Annotated in this window: 18 protein-coding genes and 1 tRNA gene; 13 read left to right on the top strand and 6 right to left on the bottom strand. The window is 48.2% G+C overall.

Translation table 11 applies throughout. From position 1 onward, the window contains the following. Positions 1-20: 20 nt before the first annotated feature. The 8 genes from ACSBQN_RS02900 (at position 21) to ACSBQN_RS02865 (ending at position 3,124) form a co-directional block, all read left to right on the top strand. Entirely contained in the window at positions 21-314 is a 294-nt protein-coding gene (locus ACSBQN_RS02900; RefSeq protein ID WP_434991545.1) for a cyclic-phosphate processing receiver domain-containing protein, read from the top strand. After that, a complete protein-coding gene (locus ACSBQN_RS02895) occupies positions 314-604 on the top strand; it encodes a hypothetical protein (RefSeq protein WP_434991544.1) in 291 nt (96 codons plus the stop codon). The genes ACSBQN_RS02900 and ACSBQN_RS02895 overlap by 1 nt, the downstream gene beginning before the upstream one ends. Positions 605-622: 18 nt before the next feature. Beyond that, positions 623-778: a hypothetical protein gene (locus tag ACSBQN_RS02890; protein ID WP_434991543.1), complete on the top strand. Its 156-nt coding sequence runs from the start codon at positions 623-625 to the stop codon at positions 776-778. After that, positions 771-950: a hypothetical protein gene (locus ACSBQN_RS02885; RefSeq protein WP_427111079.1), complete on the top strand. Its 180-nt coding sequence runs from the start codon at positions 771-773 to the stop codon at positions 948-950. The genes ACSBQN_RS02890 and ACSBQN_RS02885 overlap by 8 nt, the downstream gene beginning before the upstream one ends. Further along, on the top strand, positions 934-1,263 hold the full coding sequence (locus ACSBQN_RS02880) for a phage protein NinX family protein (RefSeq protein WP_434991616.1): 330 nt from the start codon (positions 934-936) through the stop codon (positions 1,261-1,263). The genes ACSBQN_RS02885 and ACSBQN_RS02880 overlap by 17 nt, the downstream gene beginning before the upstream one ends. Further along, positions 1,260-1,526, top strand: a complete 267-nt coding sequence (locus ACSBQN_RS02875; RefSeq protein WP_036423556.1) for a DUF5405 family protein — start codon at positions 1,260-1,262, stop codon at positions 1,524-1,526. The genes ACSBQN_RS02880 and ACSBQN_RS02875 overlap by 4 nt, the downstream gene beginning before the upstream one ends. Before the next feature lie 210 nt (positions 1,527-1,736). Next, entirely contained in the window at positions 1,737-2,084 is a 348-nt protein-coding gene (locus ACSBQN_RS02870) for a helix-turn-helix domain-containing protein (protein ID WP_071992687.1), read from the top strand. Then, positions 1,967-3,124 carry a site-specific integrase gene (locus ACSBQN_RS02865; RefSeq protein ID WP_434991615.1) on the top strand — a complete coding sequence of 386 codons (1,158 nt, stop codon included), beginning with the start codon at positions 1,967-1,969 and terminating at the stop codon, positions 3,122-3,124. Before ACSBQN_RS02870 ends, ACSBQN_RS02865 begins: the two co-directional genes overlap by 118 nt. A gap of 15 nt (positions 3,125-3,139) precedes the next feature. Here the strand turns inward: ACSBQN_RS02865 and ACSBQN_RS02860 are convergent. Continuing rightward, positions 3,140-3,215, bottom strand: a tRNA-Thr gene (locus tag ACSBQN_RS02860). A 1,295-nt stretch (positions 3,216-4,510) separates the two neighbouring features. Between ACSBQN_RS02860 and ACSBQN_RS02855 the strand changes: the two genes are divergently transcribed. The 3 genes from ACSBQN_RS02855 (at position 4,511) to ACSBQN_RS02845 (ending at position 8,755) form a co-directional block, all read left to right on the top strand. After that, the gene (locus ACSBQN_RS02855) at positions 4,511-5,881 is read left to right on the top strand and encodes a tyrosine phenol-lyase (protein WP_004241032.1); all 1,371 of its coding nucleotides are present in this window, start codon (positions 4,511-4,513) and stop codon (positions 5,879-5,881) included. A 134-nt stretch (positions 5,882-6,015) separates the two neighbouring features. Continuing rightward, positions 6,016-7,284, top strand: a complete 1,269-nt coding sequence (locus ACSBQN_RS02850) for an aromatic amino acid transporter (protein ID WP_036406121.1) — start codon at positions 6,016-6,018, stop codon at positions 7,282-7,284. A 463-nt stretch (positions 7,285-7,747) separates the two neighbouring features. Beyond that, positions 7,748-8,755, top strand: coding sequence for a hypothetical protein (locus ACSBQN_RS02845; RefSeq protein WP_354633196.1), 1,008 nt, complete (start codon positions 7,748-7,750; stop codon positions 8,753-8,755). A 202-nt stretch (positions 8,756-8,957) separates the two neighbouring features. Here the strand turns inward: ACSBQN_RS02845 and ACSBQN_RS02840 are convergent, their stop codons facing one another. Continuing rightward, positions 8,958-10,226 (bottom strand): NupC/NupG family nucleoside CNT transporter, encoded by a 1,269-nt coding sequence (locus ACSBQN_RS02840; RefSeq protein ID WP_024474924.1) that lies wholly within the window; start codon positions 10,224-10,226, stop codon positions 8,958-8,960. A 130-nt stretch (positions 10,227-10,356) separates the two neighbouring features. Here ACSBQN_RS02840 and deoD point away from each other — a divergent pair, with 130 nt between their 5' ends. Continuing rightward, positions 10,357-11,064: a purine-nucleoside phosphorylase gene (deoD, locus tag ACSBQN_RS02835; protein WP_004241027.1), complete on the top strand. Its 708-nt coding sequence runs from the start codon at positions 10,357-10,359 to the stop codon at positions 11,062-11,064. Positions 11,065-11,136: 72 nt separating this feature from the next. On the opposite strand, the gene ACSBQN_RS02830 is transcribed toward deoD, so the two are convergent. Then, positions 11,137-11,646, bottom strand: coding sequence for a hypothetical protein (locus tag ACSBQN_RS02830; protein ID WP_024474923.1), 510 nt, complete (start codon positions 11,644-11,646; stop codon positions 11,137-11,139). 336 nt (positions 11,647-11,982) lie between these two features. Here ACSBQN_RS02830 and ACSBQN_RS02825 point away from each other — a divergent pair, with 336 nt between their 5' ends. After that, positions 11,983-12,468 carry a DUF4822 domain-containing protein gene (locus ACSBQN_RS02825; protein ID WP_024474922.1) on the top strand — a complete coding sequence of 162 codons (486 nt, stop codon included), beginning with the start codon at positions 11,983-11,985 and terminating at the stop codon, positions 12,466-12,468. A gap of 52 nt (positions 12,469-12,520) precedes the next feature. On the opposite strand, the gene ACSBQN_RS02820 is transcribed toward ACSBQN_RS02825, so the two are convergent. The 3 genes from ACSBQN_RS02820 to ACSBQN_RS02810 form a co-directional block, all read right to left on the bottom strand. Beyond that, the gene (locus ACSBQN_RS02820) at positions 12,521-13,681 is read right to left on the bottom strand and encodes an MFS transporter (protein WP_015422903.1); all 1,161 of its coding nucleotides are present in this window, start codon (positions 13,679-13,681) and stop codon (positions 12,521-12,523) included. Between the two features lie 283 nt (positions 13,682-13,964). Next, entirely contained in the window at positions 13,965-14,831 is an 867-nt protein-coding gene (locus ACSBQN_RS02815; RefSeq protein WP_354633195.1) for an alpha/beta hydrolase, read from the bottom strand. Between the two features lie 555 nt (positions 14,832-15,386). Continuing rightward, the gene (locus ACSBQN_RS02810) at positions 15,387-17,426 is read right to left on the bottom strand and encodes a TonB-dependent receptor domain-containing protein (RefSeq protein WP_024474920.1); all 2,040 of its coding nucleotides are present in this window, start codon (positions 17,424-17,426) and stop codon (positions 15,387-15,389) included. Between the last annotated feature and the right edge of the window lie 283 nt (positions 17,427-17,709).

Below are 17,709 nucleotides of genomic sequence, written 5' to 3'. Positions count from 1 at the left end.
CTGATAACAGAGGAATGAATATGAAAGTCTATCTCGACGATGAGCGCGAGACACCACAGGGATTTGTGCGCGTGTACTGGCCTGATGAAGCCATTAAGTTGTTGCAAACCGGTGAAGTGACATTAATCAGCCTTGACCACGATTTAGGTGATGATGAGCGCGGTACAGGCTACAACGTTTTATTGTGGATAGAAGAACAGGTGTATTTGAACGGATTTAAAGCACCTGAGATTATTGTTCATTCTGCCAATACATCGGCGCGTCAGAAAATGGAATTAGCAATTAACCATATTAAGCGGATTCAGGAGGGGTGATGGATATATCACGGCAGCAGTTTGAGGAGTTTATTAAATTCCACGCAGAGCCAGCGGAGTTGGAACGGGAATTAAAAAAGGCCAATAACGGCATTAACTACCTCGACCCAGTAATCGATTTAATGTGGATTAGCTGGCAGGCATCACGCGAAAGCTTAATTGTTGAACTGCCTTTATCTCAGCGCGTAAGAGCCTACGACTATTACACGGACGGATATAACAGTGGCGTGGATTGCTGCGAAGTTATATTGGAATCTGCGGGGATAAAAGTAATAAGAACCGACCAATAACATCATCGGGAAATAACCATGACAATCGGATTTGTATTACTACTGGTGATGCACGGCTCTGCTGCGCCTTTTACCGATGATATTTATACGCTCGAAGAATGTGAGAGCCGCGCAGTGCAGGTAAATACTGTGCGGAATGTTGAATTAGTGTGTGCGGAGGTGTTTCGTGACTAATTGGTATTATGTGGCCTTAGAAAGGCATGATGACCCCATCGAAATTGAAGCGACAATTAAAAACAGGTTCAGGGTAAAGGTTCCGTCATGGGATATGGATGTGACAACACAAGACCTTATTGCTATTAAAAATAAGATAGAGGAGATATTACGTGATGAACAAATATCGTGACAAATCAGACTTTGAGATTAATAAGGCTGTGGATGATTTTTTAAAGAAAGAAGGAAATTTAATTGATTTCACTGACTCACAAGAAACTCATGTTTTTGTAACAGATAAGTACGCCAACAATTACCCATTCGACCCCTGCAACAACCCGGCGGACGCAATGCCGATTATTATTGAGAATGGCATATCAATGATTAAAAACTCAGGGGGATGGATGTGCTGTCATGGTGCAGCCGGTGTAATTGAGCATGAAAAATTATACCGCGCCGCTATGGAATTATTCCTGATGATGAATGGTGCGGAGAATGAAAAATGAATATTAAATTAGGCCAATACGTTATTACATCAGACCCACACCAGTTAATCCTCAGTGAAATTAAAATAGCAAAAGAAGGAAAGAATGCCGGACAGGAAGTTACGGCGACCATTGGCTATTACCCAAAACTGGAGCAGTTGATTAAAAAGATAATCACCATTGAAGTGCGCAAGGATGACATTCAGTCGCTTCAGGACATGGCTGATAAAATCGACGAGCTTAGCGTCACCCTATCCCGTCAAATCCGGGAAGCACAAATCTGAGGTGACCAATGACACCACAGGAAGCAGAGAACGGACGCAGACGAATAGCAAGGGAATGCCTGAAAGAATTAATGCAGTACACATCAGACTAACAACACACCGCAATACTCGACAAATACACACCGAAATTTAAACCACTTAATCACCTGCGCTTTCCGGCAAAGAGAGTGCTCGGGTATTACGTGCGTACGTTACAGAAGGAGATGAAGGATGGATAAAGTCACGATGACACGCGACGAGGCCGCTAAATTTATCGGCGTAAGCCCTGATACGCTTACGTCATGGTGCCGCGCCGGACGCATTTCGTATCAGCGGAAAGACCCGTTCAAAAAGAAGTCACCCTATCTGTTTACAGAGTCAGCCTGCCTTGCGGCACTGAGTAATCCGATCAACACTATCGCCGAGAGCGAGATTGATGTGAAAGGAGATCACAAATGTCAATCTTCAAACGTGGTAACTCTTGGTATTGCGACTTCGCGACACCTGGCGGCAAGAGAATTAAAAAGTCGCTTGGTACGTCCGACCGGAAGCAAGCCCAGGAGCTGCACGACAAATTAAAGGCCGAGCAATGGCGAATTGAGCAGGTAGGTGACTTCCCGGACTATACCTATGAGGAAGCCTGCCTGCGGTGGCTTGAGGAAAAAGCGGATAAAAAATCGATAGAGGATGATAAGAACTTTATCGCTTTCTGGCTTGAGTACTTCGAGGGTGTCCGGCTGAAGGATATAACCGAGAATGCCATCTACAAGATCATCAGCAAGATGACAAACAAGCATGCTGAAAACTGCTGGAGAAGGAAAGCCAACACAGCAAAAAGGAAGGGAAAGGAGGTTCCACTGTTTACAGCGAAGCCTGTCACTACGGCCACAAAGGCGCGATACCTTTCTTTCATTAAGGCGCTACTCAGAGCGGCGGAAAGAGAATGGAAGTGGATAGAAAAGTCACCTGTGATAAAAATCCCCTCTATTCGTGATCGTAGAGTCCGGTGGCTTGAGCCTGTTGAGGCGAAAAAGCTGATTGATGAATGTCCTGAGCCATTAAAGTCAGTCGTCAGGTTCGCTCTGTCAACCGGCCTGCGTCGTTCGAACATACTTAACCTTGAGTGGCAACAGATAGACATGCAGCGGAAAGTGGCATGGATTTACCCGGAAGACAGTAAGTCAGGTAAAGCGATCGGTGTAGCCCTGAACGATACCGCATGCAGGGTTTTGCGCAGCCAGATTGGTCGCCATCACAAATGGGTATTTGTCCACACTGAACCGTCATACAGGAATGACGGAACACCTGTTGCGGCAGTGAGAAAGATGAGGACGGATTCTAATACCGCATGGAGAGCAGCATTAAAAAGAGCCGGTATCGACGATTTCCGTTTCCATGACCTGAGACACACCTGGGCAAGTTGGCTGATCCAGTCTGGCGTTCCACTTTCAGTGTTACAGGAAATGGGCGGGTGGGAGTCGATAGAAATGGTGCGCAGATATGCCCATCTGGCACCAAATCATCTTACCGAACATGCGAAGCAAATAGATGCCATTTTTGACAGTTACGTCCCAAATACGTCCCAAGGTGAAAAACTAGCATCGGGAGATAATCGCTAACTCTTTGATAAGTAATGGTGCCGGATACCGGATTCGAACTGGTGACCTTTTCATTACGAATGAACTGCTCTGCCAACTGAGCTAATCCGGCACAGCATTATTACACTCCTGCCCGGCAGGGTTTTCAAGCTGAAATCCGGAAATCTCTGCCGCTTTGCCTGATTTTTCTTCTTTATTCATACCTTCTTTGCGTGATCTGAAGCACAAATCCGGTATTTACTGTTTTCAGCGGACGATTGCTGATTCTGCATGAAATCATGTCTGTCTCTGTAAATAACTCCGGATAGCATCGAAGATAAATAACCCGAAAAACAGCACTTAAGTTTATAAACTCGCTATAAATAGCAACAAAACTGGATTCTAAACCCTTATTAATTAAAATTAACGGCACATAACTTCAATAAAATAATCCCGGAGAATATGTACATCTCACACATCCTGTTACTATTCCCCTGCTGATAATGTAAACTTTTAAGTACAGTGTTTTGCTTTACTAACATGACTGTAAATGTGAAACCGTGAACATGATCACTAAACAACCACATGCCGGAATGCATAACAATTCACTGCTTTAATTAAATATCTTTGTTATTCCCTGCTGTCGCTTACTTTTCATTCATGTAACGTAACATTATCAATGTGATCTTTATCATCAAATTTATCCTGACTGTGTCACATTTTTATTTTTATCCCAGGTTTCAGTTGAAGGATTCAATAAATCATAACGTTTTTCCGTACGATCAATAAAAACAAAGATGATTATAACAATGGTTACTTATAAGATATTTTAACTTAAATTATCATACCAGTGCATCTGATGCATAGTTTTTGTTAAAAAAGAACAAGACTTCTCATCCGTTTTTTTATTCTTCCTGTAAAGATAGATTTAAATTTGTACGTTTCACCCTTATTTACTTTTTCTTAACCTATATAAAATCCCACAGAATGAAATGGCTTTTCATTGCGGCATAACTGCCGGACAGCATTGAATTATTCATATTAACAACGGAATTTAAGAAAGAGAGTTATGTATATTTCACATAAATACACAACAAAACATTAACAACCACAACCCATTGAATATAATTAATTATTTCAGTTTAAGTGATACAGATCACCCGGTTTACACTTGTGATTAATACGGTTCTTGTTTATTTCAATATCCCCCATTCCCTTTTCATTTTTTTTCACGCATGATGATTTCACGCCAAACGAGAAGGATGGCAGAGAAAGAAATAACAGAAATAAAAAAACTGAATTTGAATTAAGACAAGAACACTACCGGATTTACAAATGCTATATCATTCACAAGGCATGACATTTATAAACAGATAAATGCCTGTGTAAATTATCGAGTTATTATTATAAATAATTGGAGATTTTACCATGATGTATCCAGCAGAACCGTATCGTATTAAAAGTGTTGAAACCGTATCCATGATCCCTCGCGAAGAGCGTATCAAAAGAATGAAAGAGGCCGGGTACAACACTTTCTTGTTGAATTCCAAAGACGTTTATGTCGATTTACTGACCGATAGCGGCACCAACGCCATGTCCGATAAACAATGGGCCGGCATGATGATGGGTGACGAAGCGTACGCGGGCAGCGAAAACTTCTTCCATCTGGAAAGAACTGTTCAGGAATTATTCGGCTTTAAACACATCGTTCCTACTCACCAGGGCCGCGGTGCAGAGAACTTACTCTCTTCATTAGCTATCAAACCGGGTCAGTATGTTGCTGGTAACATGTACTTCACCACCACCCGTTATCACCAGGAAAAAAATGGTGCGACATTCATCGATATCGTCCGCGATGAAGCTCACGATGCGGGCCTGGATGTGAAATTCAAAGGCAACATCGACATTAAAAAACTGGAAAAACTGATTGCTGAGAAAGGCGCGGAAAATATCGCTTATATCTGTCTGGCGGTAACCGTAAACCTGGCAGGTGGTCAGCCGGTCTCTATGGCAAACATGCGTGAAGTCCGCCAGTTATGTGATAAACACGGCATCAAAGTGTTCTACGATGCGACCCGCTGTGTGGAAAACGCCTACTTCATCAAAGAGCAGGAAGAAGGCTTCGAAGATGTCTCCATTAAAGACATCGTTCACGAAATGTTCAGCTACGCTGACGGTTGTACCATGAGTGGTAAGAAAGACTGTCTGGTGAACATCGGTGGTTTCCTGTGTATGAACGACGACGACATGTTCTCTGCTGCACGTGAACTGGTTGTGGTTTATGAAGGGATGCCTTCTTACGGTGGTCTGGCCGGTCGTGATATGGAAGCGATGGCTATCGGTTTACGCGAAGCGATGCAGTTCGAATATATCGAGCACCGCGTCAAGCAGGTTCGTTACCTGGGCGAAAAACTGAAAGCAGCCGGTGTACCGATTGTTGAGCCGGTCGGCGGCCACGCAGTATTCCTCGATGCACGCCGTTTCTGCCCGCATCTGACCCAGGATGAGTTCCCGGCACAGAGCCTGGCAGCCAGCATCTACATGGAAACCGGTGTACGTTCTATGGAGCGCGGTATTATCTCCGCAGGCCGTAACAAAGAAACCGGCGACCATCACCGTCCGAAGCTGGAAACCGTTCGTCTGACTATTCCTCGTCGTGTATACACCTATGCACACATGGATCTGGTTGCTGACGGTATTATCAAACTGTTCAAACACAAAGAAGACATTAAAGGGCTGAAGTTCGTATACGAGCCGAAGCAGTTACGTTTCTTCACTGCACGCTTTGATTACGTGTAATTATCTGATGACAGAGGCCTCATTATTTTAATGGGGCCTTTTTGTCTCTGCATCCCTATAACAATAAAGAACAAATAAAATCGATAAATATGAATGCTGTTGGTGATATTTATCATTAATAGGAAACTTTTATTATGAGTATTCATAGTGCCGATACAAATAAATCACCCGGACTGACCAGCGGAACCATGCTTGTTATAGCAACAGTCGTTGGCGGCGGTATGTTTTCTTTGCCGATTGCGATGGCCGGTGTCTGGTTTTCCGGTGCCACCGTTATTTTGATTTTAGTTGCAATTATGATGTTACTGACCGGTCTGATGTTAGTTGAAGTTAACCTGCATTTTGAACCGGGCGCCAGCTTTAATACCTTCACCACCGAGTTACTGGGCAAAAAATGGAATATTGTCGTGGGTATTGCCTTCGGGTTTGTACTCTATATTCTGACGTATGCCTATATATCCGGGTCATCCGCTGTTCTGACTCAGACGATATTGAAATATACCGGTGTCGCCCTGCCGATAAAAGCCGCAGTCGTGATTGTCGCCTGTCTGGTGGCTGCGATTGTCTGGTACAGCTCATTATGGGTCGGACGTATTACCACTATTTTAATTTTCGGTAAGTTTATCGCGTTCTTTGCCACCTTCTCCGGACTGGTTGCACACGTGGAAATTGCTAATCTGCTGGATTCCGCATCAGTGGCAATACCCGGAACGAAATACCTGCCTTATGTTCTGATGACACTGCCGTTCTGTATTATTTCGTTCGGCTTCCACGGTAACGTGCCGAGCCTGGTGAAGTTGTACGGCAAAACCAAATTCCGCTTTATTACCCGTTCAATCATTATCGGGACAATATTTGCGGTACTGCTGTATATCTTCTGGCTGGGTGTCACTATGGGCAATATCAGCCGCGCCAACTTCTCCCCGATTATTGCCAAAGGCGGGAACATTGATGTGTTCGTTGAGGCTATCGGCGGGGTGATGGCAGGGAAAACGATGGATCTTATCCTGACATTCTTCGGTAACTTTGCGGTAGCCAGTTCCCTGCTGGCAGCAACACTCGGCCTGTTTGACTATATTGCCGACCTGCTGAACTTTAAAAATGACAGCGCCGGTCGTTTCAAAACAGCGGTAGTGACGTATCTGCCACCGGCTGTGGTGTGTTTCTTCTTCCCGAACGGATTCGTTTATGCCATCGGTTATGCCGGTCTGGCCTTTACTATCTGGAGTGTGATTTTACCGCCGTTCCTGGTAAAAGCCTCCCGCAAACGCTACAGCGACAGCGATACCATTTACCGTTCGCCGTGTAACAGCGCGGTACTGAATCTGGTGATTGTCTGCGGTGCGATTGTGTATCTGACGGTCATTCTGGATGTGTTCGGCTGGCTGCCGGCATTTAAATAAGCGGTTACAGACGGCCGGAGGCAAATCATGCTCCGGCCGCTTGTGCAGCGGTTCTCTCTGATCTGCCGGGAGGCAAATCATGTATTTCACCCTGTTACACTGGCAACATCCGCTGTTTACCCGCCGGGAAGCTCTGCGGCTGCTTATTCAGGTACAGCGCGCCGTTCATATGACGCGCAGGGAGAGACGGGAACGCCGGATCAGAAAAAACGCATCGGGATAAGAGCGGAAAACTGATCGATTTTTTTTATAAACTTACGGTAAAGCGCTTTCATAATCTCTCCAAAACCGTGATGACTATCACGTACCGCGTATCTTACTCATCCCGCTCCGTCCTGCAAGGGTTGACGAGCATTTTTTCATCTCTGTCCGGTGTAAAAAAATCACGACACTTTATCACTCAGATTGCAACTCTGTGATATGGTGATGCAATCGTTTGTTCGCTGCATTTACAGGATAAAACATGCAAAAATCGTTATTTATCGGTACGTTGTTATCTGCATTTTTTTTCAGTGGTTTACACCCTGCTCTGGCGCTGACCTCACAACAGGCCGCCGAAAAGCTCTCTCTGACCGAACTGGCAGAGACCTACAGCCCGGCACAAATTTCCGCGCTGACACAGCAGCCGGAAGCAAACCGGTTCGATGCGCTGATGATCACCATCGGTGCCCTGACGGCGGATGACCTGAAAAATCCGGCAGCAGAGAGTGATAAGCTTCAGGCTTTTGTTGATGCACAGCAGCAGGATCACACCCGCTATCTCGGCAATGTGTCGGATAAAAATATTGTGCCGCGCCTGCATACCGCCTGGAAAACCGCGGTGTTCCCGAACGATCCGAAGACGCTGAAAACTCTGAATAACTTTATTGATAAAGGCTATACCAGTGGCTATAACCTGGTGGATACCCGCGAAGAATCCGCCTTTGATAAAACACGGATGATCCGCTACGGCCATAATGATATCGATCACGCCGCACAGCTGATTTACCTGCTGCGCCGCGAAGGGTTTGATCCGAAAGTGCAGCTGACGCCGAAATCATCCACGTTTCTTTATCTGGACGAATGGGGTGAGGCGGATTATCCGGTTACCACGCTGAAAAGCGGCAAAAAAGTGGCGATCGCCAGTGAATATAATCTCGACCTGGAATTTCCGTCAGCTGAAGAACGTAACCGTTTCCAGAACCTGATTGACCAGTACGCCAAGAAAAATACTGCTGACCAGAAAGGGCTGATCCGCGCCGCCTGGTGGCAGCCGTTTTACCGCAGTTATGTGCCGGTGAACGGTTATGATGTGGTGGCCGAAACCCGTGTGACCGGCGGCCATTATCAGGCTGATTTGATGGCACTGCCGGAAAACGCGGAAAAACAGGCGGAAAATATCCGCAAAGCGAAAAGCGGGATGCAGGTAACGAGCGAAAAAGTGTGGGTAAACCCGTCTTTTTACCGTTATCTGCAGGGGGATTATAAGTAATCATCTCCCGGACAGGACGGCGTGGTGTTAAGCACGGCGCCGTCTTTCCGGTTCTGATGATAACGGGCAAAACGAAAAGTCGCTGTAAATACCTCCCTGTACGCTCAGGCTCGCCATCCATGGCTCGCATGCTTTTCGTTCGCCTTCCCGTTATCATGAACCTGACATTCAGATTGTTTCAGAAAATCAGATAACAAACTCTTTATCCGCCGATAAACAATCCCGCAATCGTGGCCGCCATCAGGTTGGATAACACCCCGGCGACCAGTGCTTTCATCCCGAGAGTGGCAATCTCTTTGCGCCGGTTCGGGATCAGACTACCGATACCGCCGATAGCAATTGCCACAGTACCGAAGTTAGCAAAACCGCACAGGGCAAACGAGAGGATGATTTGTGTCCGCTCAGTCATCGGCAGACCGGTGGCAGCCACGACTTCATTGCCCTTCAGATATTCCGCCAGATTGGCATAGGCAAAAAATTCGTTGATAACAATTTTCTGCCCGATAATGGCACCGGATGTCAGCGCTTCATTCCACGGAATACCCATCAGCCACGCCATCGGTGACAGCAGATAGCCCAGGATCAGCTCCATGCTCAGATCCGGCAGACCGAACCAGCCGCCGACACCGCCGAGCAATCCGTTTAACAGTGCCACCAGGCTGACAAACGCCAGCAGCATTGCGCCGACCGCCAGCGCCATATTCAGGCCGTTAATCGCCCCTTCTGCCGCCGCGTCAATAATATTCGCCGGGCGGTTTTCCTGCACTGGTTTGGCGCCGGATTCATCGGCCGTCTGCTGTGTTTCCGGGATCATCAGTTTAGCAAACAGTAACCCGCCCGGTGCCGCCATAAAGGAAGCGGCCAGCAGGTATTCCATTTTTACGCCCAGCGAAGCATAGCTCACCAGCATAGTACCGGCGATAGATGCCAGCCCGCCGCACAGTACAGCAAACAGTTCAGAGCGGGTCATGCTGCCGAGATACGGTTTAACCAGCAAAGGCGCTTCTGTCACACCAAGAAAAATATTGGCCGCTGAGTTCATCGATTCCGCACGGCTGGTTTTCAGCAGACGCTGTAACGCCCCGCCGACCCAGCGCACGAGGATCTGCATAATCCCCAGATAATAAAGTACCGCTGACAAGGCGGAGAAAAAGACAATAATCGGCAATACCCTCAGCGCGATAACAAACCCGCCGCTGCCGAAAATCTCAAACATTTTGTCAGAGACCAGACCGCCGAAAATAAAGGATGTTCCGGCATTATTGAAGTTGATTACTGTGGTGACTGCTTCTGCCATCACAAATAAAACGTGCTGTCCGGCCGGGGAATAGAGAATTAATCCGCCCAGCGCCAGTTCAATGGTAAAAGCCAGTACCACCGTGCGCAGATTAATAGCGCGGCGGTTTTCAGACAGTAAATAACCTATTCCCAGCAGTACCACGATCCCGAGAATGCCGATTGCTGTATTCATATGTGTAATCCGGTAAAAACCCTGAGTGAAAAATCCGCCGGCAGCGGCGGCATAAAAACCAAACCGTGTTAACATGCTGACCAACAAATACCGACCCTTCACACGGTTTGATTGAGAGGAGAGTGCTTTTATGGCAGTTGCAATTCAGGCAAGCGCAAACGATTTCGCGGAAACCATCATTATGCCCGGAGATCCCCTGCGCGCCAAGTTTATTGCTGAACATTATTTATCGCAGGCGCGGGAAGTAAACAGCGTCCGCAATATGCTGGGTTATACCGGAGAATACAAAGGCAAACGGATTTCGGTGATGGCCCACGGCATGGGTATCCCCTCAATTTCAATGTATGCGTATGAGTTGATTCAGGATTTTGGTGTGAAAAACCTCATCCGTATCGGCACCTGCGGCGCGGTGCGGGATGATGTGTCACTGATGGATGTGGTGATCGCCATGGGCGCAAGTACCGATTCCAAAGTGAACCGTGACCGTTTTTACGGTAACGACCTGGCAGCACTGGCGGACTGGCACCTGCTGGCATCTGCGGTGAAAACCGCTGAACGTCTGCAGTTACCGGTGAAAACCGGTAATGTGTTTACTGCGGATCTGTTTTACACCACCCGCCCGGAACTGTTTGCCGTGATGGAGCAGTACGGCATTCTCGGGGTGGATATGGAAGTCGCCGGGCTGTACACCGTCGCGGCAGAGCTGGGGGCGCGGGCACTGGCGATCCTCACCACCTCTGATCATATTAAAAACGGCGGTAAACTGACCATCGATCAGCGCCAGAACGCGATGCACAATATGATTGAACTGGCACTGGAAACCGCGCTGACTCTCTGACCGCCGTCGTTTTTTATCCGTGAAGCAAAAACGCCCTCATCAGAGGGCATTTTTGTTTGTTCATGACAGCGGTTACTGTGCGGCGTTGTTAACCGGCAGAATTTCCATAATACCTGCGCGGACATAATACTGCTGGCCGGATGCGGCAGCCGGTGCATCACCCGCCATTTTCGCCAGCGCTTCTTTCGGCGTTGCGGTGGATAATGATGACTGATACAGCGTGTTTCCGTTCATATCACGGACGCTGGCGCGGACAAAATACTGTTTGCCGTCTTTACTGACTGCCGGGGCATCTGCGCTCATTTTTTTCAGGGCTTCACCCGGGGTGGCGGTGGTCAGTGCTGACTGAAAGACCGGTGCACGGTTGTAACCACCGTTGTGGTATCCGCGGTTATTATGATAGCCGCGCCCGTCATGGTTGCCGCGCATCATATGACGACCGCCGTTTCCGTCGCAGTTACCGTAGCCATTCATATACTGACCATTCTGCTGCGGCTGATTAACCGGAGCCGGTGCTGCGAACGCGGTCATACCCGCACCTAATAAACTCAGACCGATAACACCTGCAATGATTTTTTTCATATTAACATTCCTTCTTAATTAATTTTCTGAAGCACTGTTTTGCTGTTGACGCCATCATTGCCGATACCGCTGTGTAAGACAATCCGTTTTACCCTTTCTGACTATGAAATCATAATCCCTGCACAATTCATCATAATTTCTGCACAGTTCTTCATTTTTTCTCCACATTTCAACTTTTTTGCACGACGAAAGATGTGTCAGAAATGACGATAAAATTTAATCAGCTTTATACTTCCTTACATAAAAAATGAGCTGACAAGATAAATATCCGTATTATTGATAACGGGTATTGTTATCACTAAAAAAACAGCAAACAGAACAACCTGAGGAACTGACATGAAAAAAACAACAATGATTGCCGGTATCATCGCAGCGGCGTATTCCTTTTCAGCGCTGGCGGCCACAGCGGATGCTCAGGTAAAACCCCTGACAGCCACGGCACAGAAAGCCGCAAATACCGCTGATTATCTGATTGGCAAAACCTGGGTAACGACAGAGGCACTGGATCAGGACGGTAAAGCCATTCCGGCCACCGATGAAAGTGTGGCGGGCTTCTTTGGTCTGGCCAACTATGAAAAAGACGGTTCCGTTAAGATGTACACCCCGGAAGGAAAGCTGAAATTACAGGGCGACTGGTCCTTCAGCGCGGACGGTAAAACCCGGACGCTGACCGGTAAGAATGATAAAGGGGAAGTGCTGTTTACCCGGGTGGTCGAAAATATCAAAGTGACGCCGGATGAATATATTTACCGCGTCTATCCGAAACCGGATGATAAAAGTCATTATGCGGATATTGTCCACAAACCAAAAACCGCAGAATAAATACCGATGTACAAAAATGCCCTCAATGAGGGCATTTTTCATTCCGGCAGTATCAGCTTGCCAGAATCCGGGATTTGCGGCGCACCGCAGAAAGCAGCATATAAATCGCGGTGGAGAGCAGCACAATAAAGAAGAAACTCATAATACCGTCCGGCTGTTTCATAAACTGTCCGGCCACCAGCGGGCCCGCCGCCGAACCCACGCTGTAGCAGAACAGCATCACCTGTGTTGCCGCCACAATCACATTCGCGGTGAGTGTGTCACACGCCAGTGTGATTGCCACCGGATACAGGGCAAAGGAAGACATCCCCAGCAGTGTCAGCGCCACCACCATCACCAGATAGTGACCGGAGAGATAAATCATTCCCATCGCAAATACCCCGGCGAGTGAGACCATCGCCAGCAATAATACTTTGCTCATGCGGGAAGATAATTTGCTGATCACCGGCTGGATAATCATCCCGCCGAGGATAATGGCCGCCATCAGGCCGCCGACCTGTTCGGTATTGTAATGCTTTTCCTGCAATGCCAGCGGCATCAGCCCGTAAATGGTGCCCATCACAATGCCGGAAGTCATACAGCCGACCATCGCCGGTTTGCTCAGACGCAGGATCTGTTTCAGGGATAGGCTTTTATGTCCGCCGTGACACACCGGTTGTGCTTTGGAGAACAGCGGCGGCAGCACAGCGGCAAACAGCAGCACCATCACCACCGCAAACGGCACGACACCTGCGGTTCCGAACACGCCGATCGCCAGCTGACCCAGTGTGGTGCCGCCGTACAGTGCAGTCATGTAGAAGCTCAGACGTTTGGCACGGACAGCCGGGTTATCGCCAATCAGTAACCAGGATTCAATCACCACAAAAATACCGGCAACCGCCACCCCGGCCAGCATACGGGATGCCAGCCATGCGCTGAGATCGGTATAAAACGGCAGAACCGCCACGGTTGCCGCCAGCGCCAGCACAAAGAGAATAAAGGAACGGCGGTGACCGATACGGGCAATTACCGGCTCAATCAGCATCGAACCGAGCAATAAACCAATATAGTAAGCACTGGCTAACCAGCCTGCGTAATCGGTACCGATGGCAAAATGACCCAGCGATAACGGGATCAGGCTCATCAGATAACCGGATGCAATCGCAAATAACGTCAGACCGGCGACAGGGATTAACACACTGTCAGGACGCGGCGTGCGGATGCTGTGACTCACTGCTTTTCTCCACCTAAAACAAAAAAATCAAAAAAACATGACGCTGCTTTTTTTCTCAGGCTGTTTCATCGCCAAAATGGTTGATGACGGGTCATTGATAGAAGCAGTGGATTGTGAATTTATGTCTGAAACGGAGCGGAATATAGCCCCTTGTGAGGGAAAAATGAAATCAAAAAAACTAATGGCTGCGAGTAGTTTTTGTTATGGAAGGAAATAACAGAGGAATATGGGGTTTCCCCTGTTATTTTCGGTATTTTCACATGCAGATTAACAAAAAAATAACTTATTTTTCCTTATCCGCCGGTAATAAGGAAATCACCGTCTCCAGTGCATCGGGGATAACACTGCCGTGGGACTTTCCGGGGAAGATCAGGAACTGACACTGTTTGCCGCGCAGTTGTAACTGCTCACACACTTCCCGTGCGGTAATGTCACTGTAACGGACGGACAGATTGTGTTTTTGTTCTTCGCTCATTTTGCTCAGATCGGGTTTTTCTTCCAGTCCGCCCTGAGTGATGGTCAGCCGGATATCCGCCGGGAGGCGATCAAAACGTTCTGCTGTCATATAAGTGCCATTGCCCCACCAGAGGGACGGGCTGGCACTGATGTAATCGGTAAATAAACCGGGCTCATCCGTGGCCGTCCGCAGCACAAACAATCCGCCGAGGCTGTGACCAAAGAAGTAGCGGCGGTCATTAACAGAATAGTGACTGCCCACCCACGGAATAACCTGTTCGCGGATAAACTGCCGGAAAGGCAGTTCGCCGCCGCCTGCGGCAAACTGTTCACCGGTTGCGGGTGGTGTGTAATCAAAAGTACGGGTTTTCGGGTAAGCCTGATCTGAGGGATAACCTATCCCCACCACCAGCGGCAGCGGCAGCGGCCGGGTTTTACCGGCGCTGAGCCGGTTAATCATCATCGGAAACTGACCGTTACCGTCGAGCATATAGAGTACAGTGTACGCCGTTTGCGGCTGTTTCGGCTGCGCGATAAAGAGGCGGTAGTGACGATCACCCTGCTGCATCTCATGATGCGTTATCGTGAACTGTTGTTGTGCCGCTTCAGTGAGCGGAGTGATCTCTTGTGAAGGCCGTGCCATCAGGGGCGATACCGCCATCATGCAACAAATCACCATTATTTTTTTCCACATCCTGACTCCGGGAAAGACTTACTTAAAAAAACAATTCTGCCACGGGACGGAGGATGACGCAGATTCGGTTCGCGCCATCCCCGGAAAAAATAAAACCATTTTCTTTCAAACCCGGGCAGCGGGATAACCGGCAAAGCGGAAAGACGCTGACACATCCTTGTTCGCGAAATCTGCTGAATCATCCGTTCTGTGGCAAGGCGGCAAGGGAAGGATTCCGGGGGCCTGATTCTGCCACGGTGATCCGGCTGATACCACGCAGAACGAAAAGACGCTGTCACATCCTTGTTCGCTCGGATCGCGCCATCCCTGGCGCTCTACGCTTTTCGTTTTTCTGCGCAGCATCTGCCGTCTACATAACGTATTGTGTAAACAGAATATTGACCCGGTTTCCTGAGAGCAGCCAACGCCGCCACAAAACAAAGAGACGCGTTACGCTAAATCATTCGCTCTGTGGCAAGGCGGCAAAGTGAGGATATCCCCGGGAGCATACATCAGTATGTGACCGGGGGAGCCGAACGAAGCCAACGCCGCCACAGGGCGAAGGATGACGCGTAATCAGAAATTCAGTTTCAGATTAGCCCAATACCGGCGCCCTTCATCGATCTGCCAGTTCCCGTTAGTCTCGATATCATCCCCTTTCTCGTTGGCGATATTCAGTACTGCGAAGTTCAGCAGAGCATTTGGCATGACCTGGTAGGTCATCCCCAGGTCGAGGGTGGTGATCCCGCTGCGTTCACGCGGCTGTTTTGCCCCGTTACGCTGTGCTGCCCAGACTTGTTTGCCGGTGTAGTTTGCCTGAGTGTAGAAGTTCATATCCGGGCGGTACTGCCAGTCAAGTCTGGCATTCGCCATATGACGCGGTGTCATTTCCAGCGGTTGTCCTTTCAGGGACTTGCCGTTGAGTTTTTCGTCGTCACTCTTACGTTCTGAATCAGTGAAGGTGTAGTTCAGGTTCAGATTCCATTTTTCTGCCACCGGAATACGGGAAGCCATTTCCACACCACGGATATTCGCTTTACCCACGTTGTCGTAGATAAACATATTCAGGCCGGTCAGCGGATCGGTTTGACCGGCGACCTGGTAGCTGGTCAGCTTGTTTTTGAATTCGGTGTTAAACAGGGTTGCACTGGCAGAGAAACCGGATTCGTGGTCATAAGCAATACCCAGTTCTTCGGTAACGCTGGTTTCCGGTTTCAGGTCACGGTTACCGTACATGATAGCCGCACCGCCTTGTGTGGACGTTCCGAAATTCGGGCTTAACTCTCGCAGTGTCGGGGCACGGAAGGCTTTCGCCACGCCACCTTTGATGGTGATTTCATCTGTCAGCTTATAGACGGCATAGGCACGCGGGTTCCAGTGTTTACCGTAGAATTCGTGGTCGTCCATACGCAGACCGCCGGTCAGCGTCAGGTCGTCGGTTACACTGAATTCATCTTCCACAAACAGCGCTTTCTGCTCAGCAGTCATTTTTTCAGTGACGGTCTGTTTGTTTTTAATCACGGAATCATCTTTCAGTTTGGCATACTGATATTGTCCGCCGACAGTCAGGACGTTAGACGGCAGGAATGCAGTGACCTTTCCGTCAACCACAGTATTGGTGACTTCCGGCTGGCGGGCTTCATACGCCATGACCCAGTCTTCACTGACTTTATTCCATTTGCCGGTATTGGTTTTACGGATGGTATTTTCCTGATACACACTCACTTCACTGTTAATTTCGTCCCAGTCACCTTTCCAGGTCAGCGCCCAGTGGTTACGATTGTTGTGTACTTCGGATTTGTTGTTCTTCTGAACGATACCGCCACGGGTAGTTGTCTCATCAATCGATTTCCCCGGGGTAGATGTGTGTTCCTGTGTGCTGCGGCCGACTTCCGCAAGGAATTTCTGCCCTTCGATCGGAGTAAAGGCCAGTTTGGCGGTGATATTTTTGTCGTCTTTGCGCGGTGTACCTTCCAGGAGTTTATCTTCACGACGATAGTTCATCCCGCCGTAAACCTGTAACCCCAGCTTGTCTTTAATCAGCGGCCCGGAGACATAAAAATCCGTGTTTGCGGAGTTACCGTAATCTTTACTTTCCTGAATGATACCGCCCATACCCATTGAGCCGTGCCATTCGTCTGCCACTGCTTTAGTGATGATGTTAATCACACCACCCATCGCATCGGAACCATACAGGGAGGACATCGGTCCGCGGATCACTTCAATGCGTTCAATGGCTTCCACCGGCGGGATAAACCCGGCTTCGTAACCGCCGCTGCCGTTCGGGCGGGATTCACGGCTGTTCTGACGACGACCATCCACCATAATCAGGGTGTAATCCCCGGACAGACCACGGATGCTGATATCCGGCTTCAGACTGCCGCCGATCACACTGACACCTTCCACATCTTTCACCATGTCAATCAGGTTGGCAGCCGGTTTATTTTGTAACTGCTCCTTGGTGATAACGGTAATACTCGCCGGTGCATCGCGCATTTCCTGCGCAAAACCGGAAGCGGTAACCACGATGGTGTCATCTTTATTTTCAGCATAAGCGGCGGTGGCCGCTGACATAACAGCAACAGCAAGCAGTGAGCGTTTGAATGAGGCGTTCATATTATTCCCTGACTGGATTGATATTTTTTATTTGAAATACTAAATGAGAATGATTAATCCTATCATTGATATATGCCATTGAGAACATGATCGCAAATGAAAATTATTATCATGATGATAATAAATTGCTGTGACATCGTTAAACCGGAAAGTACAACTGGAGAGTAAACAGCGGGAATGAAAATCGCAGGACAAAAAAAATGCTGCAAATTCAGGTGAATTTGCAGCCTTCTAACAAAGTACCAAAGTAAATAGTGAGGGATAACTAATAAATAAAATTAAC

The sequence above is a fragment of the Morganella sp. B601 genome (genome assembly GCF_051172335.1).
In the GTDB taxonomy this organism is placed as follows: domain Bacteria; phylum Pseudomonadota; class Gammaproteobacteria; order Enterobacterales; family Enterobacteriaceae; genus Morganella; species Morganella morganii.
This window is presented reverse-complemented; position numbering and strand designations above follow the sequence as displayed.